This window comes from Sinorhizobium fredii (assembly GCF_002944405.1).
Taxonomy (GTDB): Bacteria; Pseudomonadota; Alphaproteobacteria; order Rhizobiales; family Rhizobiaceae; genus Sinorhizobium; species Sinorhizobium fredii_C.
Genome location: NZ_CP024307.1, coordinates 1,732,531 through 1,747,119 on the forward strand (window position 1 = coordinate 1,732,531; position 14,589 = coordinate 1,747,119).

9 protein-coding genes are annotated in these 14,589 nt (G+C 61.1%); 8 read left to right on the forward strand and 1 reads right to left on the reverse strand.

What is annotated here, in order from left to right; genetic code table 11:
* Positions 1-544 precede the first annotated feature (544 nt).
* Both NXT3_RS08480 and NXT3_RS08485 read left to right on the forward strand, forming a co-directional pair.
* Entirely contained in the window at positions 545-1,249 is a 705-nt protein-coding gene (locus NXT3_RS08480) for a carbonic anhydrase (protein ID WP_104839113.1), read from the forward strand.
* A 4-nt stretch (positions 1,250-1,253) separates the two neighbouring features.
* Positions 1,254-2,783 (forward strand): SulP family inorganic anion transporter, encoded by a 1,530-nt coding sequence (locus NXT3_RS08485; RefSeq protein ID WP_104839114.1) that lies wholly within the window; start codon positions 1,254-1,256, stop codon positions 2,781-2,783.
* A gap of 484 nt (positions 2,784-3,267) precedes the next feature.
* Here NXT3_RS08485 and NXT3_RS08490 read toward each other — a convergent pair whose 3' ends face one another.
* Entirely contained in the window at positions 3,268-4,368 is a 1,101-nt protein-coding gene (locus NXT3_RS08490; protein ID WP_158665326.1) for a POTRA domain-containing protein, read from the reverse strand.
* A 107-nt stretch (positions 4,369-4,475) separates the two neighbouring features.
* Here NXT3_RS08490 and NXT3_RS08495 point away from each other — a divergent pair, with 107 nt between their 5' ends.
* The 6 genes from NXT3_RS08495 (at position 4,476) to NXT3_RS08520 (ending at position 14,587) form a co-directional block, all read left to right on the forward strand.
* Positions 4,476-5,525 carry a lipid II:glycine glycyltransferase FemX gene (locus tag NXT3_RS08495; RefSeq protein WP_158665327.1) on the forward strand — a complete coding sequence of 350 codons (1,050 nt, stop codon included), beginning with the start codon at positions 4,476-4,478 and terminating at the stop codon, positions 5,523-5,525.
* On the forward strand, positions 5,515-6,354 hold the full coding sequence (locus NXT3_RS08500) for a glycoside hydrolase family 16 protein (protein ID WP_037426837.1): 840 nt from the start codon (positions 5,515-5,517) through the stop codon (positions 6,352-6,354). The genes NXT3_RS08495 and NXT3_RS08500 overlap by 11 nt, the downstream gene beginning before the upstream one ends.
* On the forward strand, positions 6,354-8,855 hold the full coding sequence (locus tag NXT3_RS08505; protein ID WP_144353224.1) for a phosphotransferase: 2,502 nt from the start codon (positions 6,354-6,356) through the stop codon (positions 8,853-8,855). Before NXT3_RS08500 ends, NXT3_RS08505 begins: the two co-directional genes overlap by 1 nt.
* Before the next feature lie 12 nt (positions 8,856-8,867).
* Positions 8,868-11,354, forward strand: a complete 2,487-nt coding sequence (locus NXT3_RS08510) for a hypothetical protein (protein ID WP_158665328.1) — start codon at positions 8,868-8,870, stop codon at positions 11,352-11,354.
* Between the two features lie 328 nt (positions 11,355-11,682).
* Positions 11,683-12,387 carry a glycosyltransferase family 2 protein gene (locus NXT3_RS08515; RefSeq protein WP_234819522.1) on the forward strand — a complete coding sequence of 235 codons (705 nt, stop codon included), beginning with the start codon at positions 11,683-11,685 and terminating at the stop codon, positions 12,385-12,387.
* A gap of 19 nt (positions 12,388-12,406) precedes the next feature.
* Positions 12,407-14,587: a glycosyltransferase family 2 protein gene (locus NXT3_RS08520; protein WP_104839120.1), complete on the forward strand. Its 2,181-nt coding sequence runs from the start codon at positions 12,407-12,409 to the stop codon at positions 14,585-14,587.
* Positions 14,588-14,589 lie beyond the last annotated feature (2 nt).

The window sequence follows — 14,589 nt, forward strand, 5'->3', positions numbered from 1 at the left end:
GCGGTTTCCTCCTCGAATCGAGTTTGTCGGTATCCCGCATGTCGTGAATGGCGCGCCGCTTCGCCCGGTCGCGTTCTTAATATGTTCTCATCATCCGAACAGTCAATGCGACGGTTTGCCGATGCACGGAAGAGTCTGCGCTATAGACCCTGAGCGGAGACGACAAGACAGGCTCTCGGACGGGCACAGCCATCCGCCCTCCGGAGCAAGGTCCCTTCGCCGGGACGATGGATGGGTTGGGCCGCTATGCGATCAGCAGCACGAGGTAACTGTGCCTCTAAAGATTGTCCAACCGGTCCTCAGCAGACTCCATAGAGCAGCGGCCCAGCTCCGACTGCGGACAGAAGCAAGCACTTGGAACTCCCCAGTCGGCGGGGACGCATGCGCACGCTTCACGTGTTGTTGATCGTGATCTAGCAGCGGCTGGTTGCGCTGCACCCTTTTTGCTGGTCTTTTTCGCGCCTGCGAACAGATCGCTTCTGCAACCCGCCGGACGAGAGACATTCCTCCCAGTCCGACGTCCGGCCAGAAAGAGGATCCGAACATGGGTGATCTCCTCAAAGGTATCTCCAATTTTCGCGGCGCGGTGTTTCCCAACCAATCGGCGCTTTACCGCAAGCTGGCGAGGGAAGGCCAGCAACCACAAGCTTTGATGATATCCTGTGCCGATAGCCGGGTGATGCCCGAGACGATCACGCAAGCAGGTCCCGGAGATCTCTTCGTCTGCCGCAATGCCGGCAATATCGTTCCACCGTTCTCGACCCTCAACGGCGAGGTCTCCTCGGCAATCGAATATGCCATTCTGGCGCTTGGCGTAAGTGATATCGTCGTGTGCGGCCATTCGGACTGCGGGGCGATGAAGGGCCTGTGCCATCCGGAGTTGCTCCAGCCGATGCCCAATGTCGCGGCCTGGCTGCGCCACAGTCACGCCGCCTATTCGATCGTCTGCCGGGCCTATCCTGACGACCTTTCCGAAACTGACCGCGTGCGCGCCGTGGCGATGGAAAACGTCGTCGTTCAGCTCGATCACCTGAAGACGCATCCTTCCGTGGCCGCAAAACTCGCCACCAGCGAGATCACCCTTCATGGCTGGTTCTTCGACATCGAGACCGGCGAAGTCCAGGTCTATGACGGGGCGACAGCGACCTTCACGGTGCCGCAGGACGGGGAGCCGCTGCCGGTCGCGTTCACCGGCCGCGATCGCCCGCATGTCATGCCGCAAATCGCAGCAACACTTGCCGCGGAGTAGCGCCATGACAGCCAATAGCTCGTCCTTTTCGCGCGACCTCGCCTCGTCGCTGGTCGTTTTTCTCGTTGCCATTCCGCTGTGCCTCGGGATCGCAATCGCCTCCGGCGTGCCGGCTTCCATGGGCCTGATCTCCGGGATCATCGGCGGCATCGTCGTCGGCTTCCTGTCGGGCTCGCCGCTGCAGGTCTCCGGACCTGCCGCCGGACTTGCCGTCATCGTCTTCGGCTTCGTAGAGGACTACGGCGTCGCCATGCTCGCTCCCGTCCTGCTCGTCGTCGGATTCCTGCAGATCGCCGCGGGATTCCTGCGGGTCGGCTCCTGGTTCCGGGCGATCTCGCCGGCCGTGGTTCATGGCATGCTCGCCGGTATCGGTATTCTGATCATCTTGGGGCAAATTCATGTGCTGATGGATGCCAAGCCCGCTGCCGGCGGGATGGAGAACGTCGCGGCGATCGAGGACAGTCTCGCCCGTCTTTGGGGGACTGGCCTGACAAGCGAGGCAACCGCGTTGAAGGTTGGCCTCATATCTCTCCTTGCAATGGTGTGCTGGGAGAAGTGCCGGCCGAAATCCCTTGCGCTGGTTCCGGGAGCGCTGGTCGGGGTCGCGTCGGCGACGGTTCTCGCCGCCGCATTGGAATTGCCGATCGCACGAGTGGAGGTGCCCGCCTCACTCGTCGAAAGCATAACACTGCCGAGTGTGGATAGCTTTGCCCGGATGGTCGAGCCCGGCGTCATCCTCATGGCGGTGATGATCGCCGTTATCGCCAGTGCCGAAACCCTTCTCTCGGCTGCGGCCGTCGACCGGATGCATGACGGGGTGCGTACCAAATTCAACAAGGAGCTGTTCGCCCAGGGCGTCGGCAACGGGCTCTGCGGCCTCCTCGGCGGATTGCCAATCACCGGCGTTATCGTCCGTTCCTCCGCGAACATACAGGCCGGTGCACGCACGCGGGCCTCCGCCATCCTGCACGGGATATGGATATTAAGCCTGGTGGCGCTGGCGCCGGCCCTGTTGACCTTGGTCCCCTTGTCGGCGCTTGCCGCGGTTTTGCTCGTCACGGGATGGCGGTTGATCAGCCTGCGCCATGTCCGCCACCTTTTCGAGCACCATGGATTGGTCCCGGTCGGCATCTGGGCGGTGACCGTCGCAATGGTCGTCCTGCAGGACCTGCTGGTCGGTGTCGCGCTTGGCCTGGCGCTGTCGATCATCGAGATCGTGCCGTACCTTCGCCGAAAGCTTGCGATCAGGCATGCCGAGATAGACGAGGAAATCCATGTCCAACTCGGCGGCGCCGCCACCTGCAGGGACGTGCCTATACTGCTCAACACGCTCGAGCAGTTGCCCGAAGGCCGTAAGGTGAGGATCGTCGGTGAGGACCTTCATTACATGGATCACACCAGCGCAGAGACCATCAGCGAATGGTTACGGCGCGAGGCGAGGTCCGGCCGGGCCATCGAGGTCCATCCGCCGCGGGCAGTGCGGCATCCCCGGCTGAAACCACTGTTTCAGCGATTTTCCACTGAGGTCGCATAGGATATTGGGAGGGCAGTCGCCCTCCCTTTTTCCGCTCTAGGGGGTACAGTCTCTGCGCTTTGGCCGCGGCGCAGATCATGCGGCGTAGCTAGAATAGCGGAGTCTACGATTCAATTCCTTTCAAGGCGAGGGATAGGAGTCGGCATCCCGGCTTGGGGGCATGTTGCCGGCTTTCGATTGTCGCAGTCGGGTGGATAGCCGAAAGTTATTGGGATGGCACTGAATGACCGCTGAACGCCACAATGCGGATGTCGGCGCGGGCACGATCGTGACAACGCAGGATGTACGGCTCGGCCCTGATCTCAAGTCTAGGCCGTGGCTTTTCGAAAAGACCAAACACGGGCGACGAATCCATTCAAGGGAAAAGATACGGGGTCGGGATTCGACCCCAAAGCGGGACATGCGCTTCGAATGCCGCTATTCTCTCGTCGCAGATCCGCTTCGTCCCGGAGCGTCATCTGGAGAAAACTGAGGCCAACGCCTTCTACAGGAAATGGGCCAGTCTATGAATTGCGAGGCCCGCAAATGTCAGGGCGCATGCGGTCGTCATCCACATTACTGGCCGCAAGCGGCTTGGGGAGATACCCGCACTCGTTGCGATCTGAATGATCGCCAGCCCTGTCAGGGTGGCCACCCCGCTTACCAAACCGAATGTTCCCTGTGGCTGCGGCAATGACGGATTGGCCGGCCTTTCCTGTAGACGCACCGCAAGGTCGAGCGTCGCATCGTTCCCCCTTGCTGTGCCGATGTTGACAGCATCGACGTTGGAAAGGGCTTTAAGCCTTTCCCGCATCTCCTCTACCTTGCCGCGCTCGTAGCGCTCTCCGGGCCGGAAGGGGATGAGGCGCTTGATCTCACTCTCGCGCAGGCGGCGCAAGCCGTCGAACGTCACTGTGCCAAAACGCAATCTAGGACCAGCTTCGAGGTGCACGAGGGCGGTTACAACGCCGTTCCCCGAGCGGATCCACTCCACCTTGCTGAGCTGTGCCAGAGCAAAATCGATCTCACCGACCCGATAGAGGATGCGGCTGCCTAGGTTGTCCGCAGCCTGTGCGCTGGCGGGTTGACCTATGTAGTCATCGATAATGGATGCAAGTTCGTCAATCACCTGTCGATCGAGTTCCTGCTGCTTAACTCCTTTCAGGAGTACAGCCGCCACAGTATAAAGCTTACCCAGCGACGGCCGGAGCACCAATCCGGTGCTGGAACGATCCAGAGCGACCTGCGCATCCAGATATCCGAGCTCGACCATGACCCGTTTCAGCCTTGTGCGTTCATGCTCGACAGGGCTTTCCAGATCATTGGCCGAGATCGTATTTCCAGCTCGCATGCCCTCGATCAAGAGTGGCAACTGATAGGCTTCCCGAAGTGCCGATGCGATGGCCGGCTGCGCTACGTTCCGCGTGTCAAGCTCTACCGGCGACGCGGCTTTGGCCGGCACCACCGACGCCAAGACTAACCCGAAACAGAGGATCACGCTTAAAGATTGGCCACAGCTTCTTATGAGAACTCGACCTTCACGCGCGTTCTGTGTCGGTGTATATTCAAGCGGTTTGGTAGTTTCGAGGTTGCCCCAACTTTTCATTTTGTGCGTCACGCGTCTATAATACTGCATCGGGTTTCAGTCTGCCGCATAACTGGGTTAGCACCTCCTTGGCGACCGCATTATCGCACGAAATGGATGGTGAGTCCGTGGCTAACGTCGGTCTGTCTCGTTTCGATAATCCGGCCGCTGAGACCATCTGGCGCGAACTCTATCAGCGGAATGACGAGGCGATCGCCAGCCTGTCGCCTGAATGGGCCGAGGCGGTCGTAGCTGCTGGCAACTTCCGCAGCAGCCCGCAGTTCTATGAGTTCGACGACGGGGCCCGCGCTGTGCTTCCCCTGTTTACCAAGGGCGTCGGTTCGTTACGCTACGCCTGGTCGCCGCCGCCGGCCTGGGGGTTCGGCGGCATCCTGTCTGATGGCGCAGTCACGCCCGCGCATCTCGAGACTATTTTCGCGCATCTCGAAACCTTCCCCTGTCTCGGCGTCAAGATCCGGCCGAACCCGCTTACCGCCGACCTCTGGGCAGCCGGGGCCAGACCGGCGTGGACTTCAATCCCTCGCTGCGCGCATGTGGTCGACCTTTCGGGAGGTTTCGACGCTGTGCGCGGACGCTTCCACCGCAATGCCCACACAAACATCCGCCGCGCACGCAGGCTAGGCGTTGAAGTGGATGTGGGTAACAGTGAGGGGTTGATCGACGAATTTCATGAGCTGCTCCAACTCTCCTTCGTTCGCTGGGCGCGCAAGCAGCACGAACCGGCGGCGCTCGCGTGGTTGCGCGGCGTACGCAGGGACCCGCGTGCGAAATTCGCGGCAATGGCCGCGCGGATGGGCGACGCGTGTCGTCTTTATGTCGCGCGCGTCGACGGGCAGCCAGCGGCGGCGATCCTGGTCCTCTTAGGGGGGCAGGCACATTACACGCGGGGTGCGATGAGCGAAGCCCTCGCCGGAAAATCCGGCGCCGCCTACTTGCTGCAGGCGATCGCGATCGAGGATGCCTGCCGTCGGGGCTGCACGCGATACCATATGGGCGAAACGGGAAATTCAACGTCGCTCGCACAGTACAAATCCAGATTCGGAGCCGTTGCCGTTCCCTATGCGGAATACCGTTACGAGCGGTTTCCACTGGCCCGGCTCGACGGGTTTGCTCGAGGGGCCGTCAAACGCATTCTGGGGTTTCGCGATGCACCCTAAGTGGTTGCCCGTCCTCGTGGGGCTTGCGTGTTTAGTGGTCTTCGTACTGCTGCCGAGGCTCGCTACTGAGCCAACTCCGCTCGTCAAGGACGGTACGTGGCGGCTGATCTTCGCAGACGAGTTCGACGTGGTGAGCCTCGACCGGGAGAAATGGACCACCTGCTACTGGTGGAATAAGGACGGCTGCACCAATCTCGGGAATGGGGAACTCCAGTGGTATCGGCCCGAGAACGTCTCCCTCAACGAGGGGCTTCTGCGGCTGCAGGCGAGACCGCAAAACATCATTGGCTTCGAGGGGCGCACTTTCGAATATACGTCGGGAATGGTCACCACCGGCCGCGACTACGAGGAACTGCCCCGGCCCTCACGAGTCCGCTTCCGCTACGGGCATGTCGAGGTACGGGCGAAGATCCCGGATGGCAAAGGCTTATGGGCGGCAATCTGGTTGTTGCCGGAGACGCGTGAGTCGCGACCGGAGATCGATGTCATGGAGGCGCTCGGCGACTCCCCGACGACCCTGCGGGTGCATTATCATTACCGCGACGAGGCCGGCGAAAAACAGAGCGTCGGCGAGAAGGTTAAGACACCAAATCTGACGCAGGACTGGCACGTCTATAGCCTGACCTGGGATCCCGACAGGATCATCTGGTATCTCGATGGCAAGGAGGTGTGGCGATATTCGGACGCTGGCTCAATCTCCAACGAGGACATGTACCTGCTGCTCAACCTTGCCGTCGGCGGAGAATGGGCTGGGTCGCCCTCGGAGAATACGAATTTCCCTGCCGAGTATCTCATCGATTACGTGCGCATTTGGCAACGGGATGGATGATGATGTCACTGAGCCAGCCCCACAGTCGCGCCAGGCTTCCGTCACTTCTGTTGCAGGTGCGGCATGCCCTACCGGCGGCCGTACGCTCCCCACTGATCTGGAACGGCTATGCACTGATCGCGAGCGCCGGACTCACATCGGCCCTCGGGCTTGCGTTCTGGGGGCTGGCGGCCCGCCTCTACTCGCCTGAGCAGGTGGGTATTGGGGCGGCGCTCATTTCCACCATGCTGACGCTTGGTAACATTTCCCAGCTCAACCTCGGTAACTTCCTGAATCGTTACCTGCCCCCCGCCGGACGGAACGCCCTGCGGCTGATATTGGCGGCCTATGCCCTCGCCGGCGGCGGCGCGGCAATCTTCTCTACATTGATCATCTTATTTATCTCGCATCTCGTCTCGGAACTGGGTTTTCTCCGCGACGAACCGCTTTTAATGGCCGCTTTCGTCGTAGCAACGGTCGCCTGGACGCTCTTCGCCCTGCAGGACAGCGTGCTCGCCGGACTGCGACGCTCAACCGTAGTGCCAGTCGAGAACGCGGTCTTTTCTGCCGCCAAGCTGCTGCTGCTCGCGCTCTTGTCCGGTTCCTCCCTGCTCGGCTCTGGCCTTTATGCCGCGTGGGTGTTGCCACTTCCCCTGTTGCTTGCGCTAACCAACTGGCTGATCTTTTTTCGCTTTCTGCCGCAACACAATGCGGAAACCTGCGCGCCCGACCGGCGCGCGCTGATCCGCTACTTCGGCTGGGACTATGCGGGAACTCTCACTTCCATGACGGCCATTGGCGTCGCGCCGCTGATCATACTTCATTACGGCGGCCCGGGTGAGCTGGCCGTCTACTACATCTCCTGGGAAGTCGCCTACGGTCTCTATCTCGTCAGCCGGTCCATGGGAGTATCCCTGCTTGCCGAGGCCGCTTTCGAACGCAGCAGGCTGCACCAGCTGGCCGTCGACGCGCTGATCTACGCGACCGTGCCCCTTCTGGCGGGCGTCGCCCTTCTCCTTCTCGGTGCGCCGCTGCTTTTGTCGCTGCTAGGCGCGCAATATGCGGGAGCGAGCTCCCTGTTGCTGCAGCTTCTCGCCCTGTCTTGCCTGCCATGGAGCCTCGTTACCCTCATGCTTGCCGTAGCGCGGGCAACTGGCCGGACAGAAGTCGTGGCAACCGCGCAGGTCGTGACGCTCGCAATCGTGCTCGGCCTCGGTACGCCGCTCGTGATCGCCGCCGGTGCCGTCGGCATGGCGGCCGCATGGCTGGTCGCGCATTGCTGTGTTGCGCTCGCCCTGCTGGCCTATGTCTCGCTTCGTCTCGGCCCAACGGGCCGATTCGAACTAGGCCTTCGAATCCTGTCGTCGCTAGCGCGGCATTGGCGTAGCATCGCTCCTCGTGAGCGATCCTCGGTGTCGCTCGAAGTCTCTATCGCGCAGTTTTGCGCGGTGACACGGCTTGGCGCCGCCGATCCCCGCACCGTTCGCGAATTCCGCCGTGAGAGCGACGTGCGCACGGGGCTGTTTAAGGCATTGAAGACCGATGGGGAGGGTTTGATCTTCAAATCCTCTACATCCGCCGGAGGGCGGGGGGCTCTTGTGCGGCACATATTGCGGGCGCAGGCCCTGAGGACCGAGCCCTTGCTCGACGATCTCGGCTTCGAGGTTTCAAGGATCGTTGCCTGCCACGTGTCGACGTCGGAGGTTAGCTTGGCGGAGCATGCATGGCCGGGAGAGGACGGGCGCGCCGTACTTTCATCAGGCCGCCTGCATTTCCCTGCCGTTACATGCGCCATCGCTGGCATTGCCGAGATTCACGCGCGCACGGCAATGACACGAACGATCGACAGACAATGGTTGCAGCGTTGGGTCGACGGCGGCGTCGAAGCCGCAAGGAAGGTGCAGTGCTGTTTGTTGGACGATGCGACGCGCGCCAAGGGGCTCGCTCATTTCCTCAAGGAGCAGCGTCAGTTCTGGGCGGGACGGCGGCTGCCGCTTGGGCTCGGCCATGGCGACTTTTGTCCGGGCAATCTCCTTTTTGCGGTAGGGCCGGGTGACACGGACGCTCGGCTGGTTGCGATCGTCGATTGGGAAGCTGCCTCTTGCGACGCTCCCCCCGGGATCGACGCGATGTTCATGCTTCTAACGGCCCGTGCGCTGGGTAGCGGCGAAGAACTGGGTTTCGTTGTGAGGCAAATGCTGCAGAATCCAGAGCTGACACGCCAGGAAGAACTAAGCATGGCTTCGCTGCGGACAGCTATCGAAGTATCCTATGGCTCTCTGCGCCACCACGCAGTCATTCGAGCGCTCTGCGGGCTGGCATGGTGGCGGCACATTGCGGCGAACCTGTCTAAATCATCAAGCTTCGCCAACAAGCCTCTCTGGGTATCCATCAACGTCGATTTGGTCCTTGCCTGCTATATTCAGGACTCCGAGACCGCTGGCGGGCTGTTGTCGGCCGTTACCACCGGTCTCAAAAGCCTGAAGATCCACGGGTCCAGGACCAAGTCGGCACTGCCATAGTGAGTCGCAGCGATGCCCAGGAAAGCGAAAACTGAGCGCCGGAAGGGCACATCAGACAAGCGCAACCGCATTGCCCGCGAGCCAGCACCAGCAATCCCTGAAGAGCCGCCAGCCCCCGCGTTAACCCCGGAACCCACCACGGGCAAGGCAAAACAGAACCGCAGGGTAGCGCCGGCGGCAACGAAACCGAGTGCGGGCCGATCCGCGGCCAAGCCTGCAAAGCGGCCCCGCAAGGGGATGGGTCCGCTTGCCAGACGTATAGAGAAAGCCCAGAAGCAGCTCGACAATGCGGCGCAGCGGCTACGGGAAATCGATAATGGCCTAGCCTTAACCGTCCCCGGTGTCCAAGATGAGGGCCCTGACAAGGCGCCTCCGCCGCCTCGGGGCCGCCGCCGGCGAGGAGCGACGGTCGAAGGTCTCGAGGCGTCGCACCGGCAAGCCCGCGCGGTCATCACCGAAACGCCAGCTGCGGTGGCAGAGAAGACAAGCGCCGACAGGCCCGGCGAGAGGAAGGCGGAAGGAGCCGTGGCAGCCGCGGCCGTTGCCGACCGGACGGATGAGATTCGCGCCTCAGTCTATGAGCTAGTCACCGAGCTCGCGCGCACCCCGCCCGCCGTAGAGTTAGCCGTCGCCGGCGGCGCCACGGAGCATAGAGCGCTCGAGGCAGTCTCGCGCACTGCCGATGTGGTCGAAAAAGCATACGTCGCGGTAGCATTGGCCTTGCTTGCCGCGGCGATCCTGCTCTGGAAGCTCTCACTGCCGACAATAGACCCGAACCGCATGACGGATCTCGGCCTCGTGTCGATACTGCCGCCGGCCTTTTATCTGTCGCTGGTGCTGCTTTGCACGGGGTTTGCATGGCAGGTGGCCTACCGCTGCGTGAACAGCGTTCTTCCCTATCTCTATCTCGTCGCGCTGATCTTCATCCTGCACGCGACACCCCCGATTCTATATCAGACGCTGCGCTATTCCTGGGCCTGGAAACATCTCGGCATTGTTGACTACATACAACGGCATGGGACCGTCGATCCGGCAGCCTCTTTCCTTTCGGCCTATCACAACTGGCCGGGGTTGTTCGTCGTCACTGCCTGGATCGCCGATCTGTTCGATGCACGTCCCATCGACCTTGCTTCCGTCCTCCAGTTTACGCCGGTCGCACTGAATATCGCCCTTTTGGCAGTTTTCCTGTGGCTGCTGGAAAGCTTCACCGAGGACAAGCGTCTGCTGCTGACAGCGGGCTGGTTCTTCGTCGCCGCCAATTGGATCGGCCAGGACTATTTCTCGCCCCAGGGCATAACATTCTTGCTCTATCTGGTTCTGCTCGGTCTCTTTCTCGGGCCGCTGCGTCAGAACGGGTCAAAGGTCGCGAGGCGGCATCCGCGCCTGTTGAAGAGCCTCGGGCCGGCTGCTTTCTCAGTAGGACTGAAATCGAAAGAGGTCGGGCAGCTTCCCTGCGCGCTGTTTGCCGCGCTCGCAATGGTGACCATTCTCGCGATTGCTGTTACTCATCAACTGACGCCATTGGTTGTCATTCTGTCGGCCATCATGCTCGTTATGCTCGGATGGATTGCGCCGTCCTACCTTGTGTTCGCGCTTGTCGCTGAAACGCTTTGGCTGCTGTGGGGAGCGGCGCCGTTCGTTTACTCGCAATTGCAGAGCCAGATTGCTTCTTTTTGGGAGCTTTCGGAGGCGACGTCGAAGTTCGCCAATCTTGCTCTCGTCAGTCCCGACCGCGCTTGGGTCGTCTGGGTCGGACGGGTGTTTTCGACGATGATCGTGCTTGTTGCTCTATACGGCGGGCTGCGCCGACTGAAGCGGGGGTACTGGGACCTCACCGCTGCCGCCCTCGTGCTTTCGCCGGCACCATTGCTGGCTGCCGCCTATGGTGGCGAGTCTGTATTCCGCGTCTATCTGTTCTCCCTCCCGTTTCTGGCTTTTTTCACGGCGGCTGCTTTCTTCCCGGCGCCTCAATGCGGCCGGTCCGCTTTTGTGTTTCCGATTCTAGGCGCCGCCTGCATCCTTTCGGCAGTCGGGTTGCTGTTCGCCAATGATGGGAAGGATCGCGAATATCGGTTCACACCCGATGAAGTGGCTGCTTCCGAGTGGCTTTACTCAACTGCGCCGCCAGGCTCCCTGCTGATCGAAGGCGCCCGCAGCTATCCTTCTCAATTCATGAATTACGAGAACTTTTCCTATCTGCCCATCTCAGAAGAGAGTGAGGGAACGAAAGAAAGGATCGCAAGTGACCCTGAGGGGGTGCTGGGTCGCTGGATGCGTGACCCGCGCTGGAAGGACGCTTACGTAATCCTGACCCGCAGCCAGAAGGCCTATCTCGAAGCGGGCGGGTACATGCGCCGGGGGGACTTCGAACGCATCGAGAATGCACTGCTGGTCTCACCGCGCTTCATCGTCGTCCACGCTACTCCGAATGTGAAGGTGTTTACGCTGCTGAAGCCGAAGCAAGGTTTAGCCGAAACTCCGAGCGCCCGCCGCGATTAAGGCGGGCAGGCAGCTCAGTGGCCGTCCGCGAGCGCCTGGCGCGCACGTTCGTAACGAATGCAGCGAAAGTAAATAGCCAGGATGCTAAGACGTAGTAATCCAATGTGACTATTCGACTCTCGTGAGCCGCCACGGTATTCTGGATGTTTTAAAAGAAGTGTGGGAAATGATCTGCCGCTGGTGGGGTTGGCTTTGCCCTCCAGGCAGCTAAGAAGATGTTTGCCAGTTGAAGCACCTTGCTATTACTCAAGCGTGTGCAAAGATGGGCAATTCTGCGTCACGCAGACGAAGATCGCACGACACCGCGCACACGATGATTGTGCCGAGCGTGAGCGTGATCATCCCGACTGTCAACGAAGCCGATAACTTGCCGCATGTCTTACCCCGCATCCCGGCGTGGGTGGAAGAGGTGATTCTGGTAGACGGAAGTTCCAACGACGACACGGTTGCCGTGGCGCGGCAGCTCAGGCCCGACATCGTCGTCGTCGAGCAACCGCGGCTTGGCAAGGGCGCGGCACTTGCAGCCGGCTTCGCCGCCGCGCGAGGCGACATCTTGATCACGCTGGACGCCGATGGCTCAGCGGATCCTCGAGAGATGGCAAGCTTTGTCGGCGCTCTCCTTGCCGGGGCCGATTTCGTCAAAGGGTCGCGCTTTCTCCAAGGTGGTGAGACGAGCGACATGGAATGGTACCGGCGGCTAGGGAACTGGGGATTGGTCCATCTTGTTCGCTTGCGCTTCGGCGGCCGCTACAGCGACCTTTGTTACGGCTACAATGCCTTCTGGCGCGACGTGCTGCCCTATCTCGGCGTCGAAATCGCTCCGGGATTTGAGATCGAAACGCAGATGAGCATTCGTGCACTCCAAACAAAGCTGGCTATCGTCGAGCTGCCAAGTCGGGAGCACGCGCGCATCCATGGCGTAAGCAACTTGCGAACCTTCCCCGACGGCTGGCGCGTCCTGAAGACCATCGTCCGGTTGGGGTTCACCTCCGGCGGCAAAGCTGTAGCCGTAATAAGGAAACGTCCGATTTAGCCACGTTGAGATTCCGGTCGTGTTATCGATTGCTGTTATCATCTGCGCCTATTCCAACCAGCGACGCGAGCAGTTGCACGAGGCGATACGCTCCGTCCAAGAACAAGAACATCGTCCCGACCAGGTGGTCGTCGTCATCGATAACAACGAAAGCCTGCTGCACGATACGCGCGAGTTTTTCCCGCACTTCGAGGTCGTCCCGAACGATGGCATGCGGGGGCTTTCCGGCGCACGCAATGCCGGCATCCGCCGAACCTGGACAACTGTGATCGCCTTTCTCGACGACGACGCGATCGCCGAGCCTGCTTGGCTCGGGCGCCTCACGAGGCATTACAACAATCCCGCAGTGGTCGCTGCCGGTGGTAAGGTCTTGCCGCTCTGGCAAGGTGGCCGGCCTCCGTGGTTTCCGGAGGAGTTCCAGTGGGTAGTGGGGTGCAGCTATCGCGGCCTACCGCAAAGCCTGCACCCTGTACGCAACCCAATAGGCTGCAACATGTCGTTTCGCCGAACGGTTTTCGAGACGATCGGGTTTTTCCGCGAGGGATTCGGACGCACCGACCAAGACGCCGCCGGTGGCGAGGAGACTGACTTGTGCATTCGCACTCGGCAAAGGATGCCCGAGGCCATCATCCTCTATGATCCCGAAGCCGTGGTTCATCATCGCGTGCCGACAGGACGATCGACTTGGGGTTATTTCCGTAAGCGCTGTCTTGCGGAGGGACGGTCGAAAAATGCGCTGGTCGAGTCGCTCGGCGCGGGTGCCGGGCTGTCCGCCGAACACATGTACGTGACACGCACCCTACCGAAAGGTGTGGCGCGGGCGTTGCTCGATGCGGTGCTGCGGCTAGACCCCTGGGGCCTGCCACGTGCCGTTGGGATCCTGGCTGGTCTTACGCTCACCGTGGCGGGGTATGCAATCGCGAAACTGTCCCGGCGCCCGTGGGACCACATGAGCGTGAGAACCTTCCAGCCCATAAAGGTTGTAACGATTGACATAGCCAATCCGCCTTCGTCGATCTCGCTGGTCAGCGAAGGGAAGGGCTCTTATGGGGGGATTTTTTGCCTGGTCCGCTCTGGAGTGCAACCACTGTCGATCGTTGAATTGGAGCATCCGGGCCCAGTCGTCGAGACAGCAGAGGTGCTGTCCGCCCTCGGATCTCTTCGTCCGTTATCTTCCATCTCTTTAGACCGGCCGTGTCATGGGGTCGCCGTAGTCATCGCAACGCGAGACCGGGCCAACAGCCTCAATCGCTGCCTCCTTTCGCTCTTCGACCAAACCCGCCTGCCGGATGAGGTGATCGTAGTAGACAACGCGCCAGCGTCGACGGCGACTGCGGATCTCCTCGCGAGGCAGTATTCCGGACGTGTTCGCCATGTATTAGAACCGATACCGGGGCTCGGTCGCGCCCACAATACGGGTCTTCAACATGTTTCCAGCGACCTCGTGCTCTTCACCGACGATGACGTGGTGCTCGACCGCTACTGGGTCGCGGCGATGTCTGCTCCGATGGAGGAGCACGCGGCGGTAGGCTGCGTGACCGGTCTGATCCTGCCGGCCGAACTCGAAACGCGGGCACAGGTCTGGGCGGAGCGGCATGGCGGCTTCGGCAAGGGTCTCCGACCCCGGACCTACGACCTTGGGGCGAACCGGCCGAAGGGAGCTCTGTTTCCCTTCACTGCGGGGCAATTCGGCTCGGGGGCCAATATGGCCTTCCGTGCCAGTGCCTTGAAGCAAGTTGGCGGTTTCGACTCCGCATTGGGAGCGGGAACGTTGGCGTGTGGCGGCGACGATCTCGCAGCTTTTTTCTCGATCATCAGCGGCGGATTCCAACTTGTCTATCAGCCACAGGGGATTGTTTGGCATCATCATCGGCGGGGAGAGGACGGAATGCGTCGGCAGGCCTATTGCTATGGCGTGGGTCTCGGGGCGTATCTGACGAAGATCCTCCTGGATGATCCGCGTCGATTCCTTCGGCTCGCAGCTGCCCTGCCAGCCGGCATCCTTCATATGGCCGGCCCCTTTTCAATCAAAAGGCTTCGGCTGCCATCCGATTATCCCAAGCGGCTGGTCTGGATCGAGCGTCTCGGCATCGTTGCAGGCGTGCCCGGCTATCTACGCAGTGTTTCGAAGATGCGACGCGACGACCGGGCACGCAGCATTGCGAGTTCCAGCAATGCGATCGCAAGCAAGGAAACCTGAAG

Bases quoted from the DNA above. Each gene is read 5' to 3' on its own strand.
- NXT3_RS08480 (WP_104839113.1), top strand. From the start codon at position 545: ATGGGTGATCTCCTCAAAGGTATCTCCAATTTTCGCGGCGCGGTGTTT.
- NXT3_RS08485 (WP_104839114.1), top strand. From the start codon at position 1,254: ATGACAGCCAATAGCTCGTCCTTTTCGCGCGACCTCGCCTCGTCGCTG.
- NXT3_RS08490 (WP_158665326.1), bottom strand. From the start codon at position 4,368: ATGAAAAGTTGGGGCAACCTCGAAACTACCAAACCGCTTGAATATACA.
- NXT3_RS08500 (WP_037426837.1), top strand. From the start codon at position 5,515: ATGCACCCTAAGTGGTTGCCCGTCCTCGTGGGGCTTGCGTGTTTAGTG.
- NXT3_RS08505 (WP_144353224.1), top strand. From the start codon at position 6,354: ATGATGTCACTGAGCCAGCCCCACAGTCGCGCCAGGCTTCCGTCACTT.
- NXT3_RS08510 (WP_158665328.1), top strand. From the start codon at position 8,868: ATGCCCAGGAAAGCGAAAACTGAGCGCCGGAAGGGCACATCAGACAAG.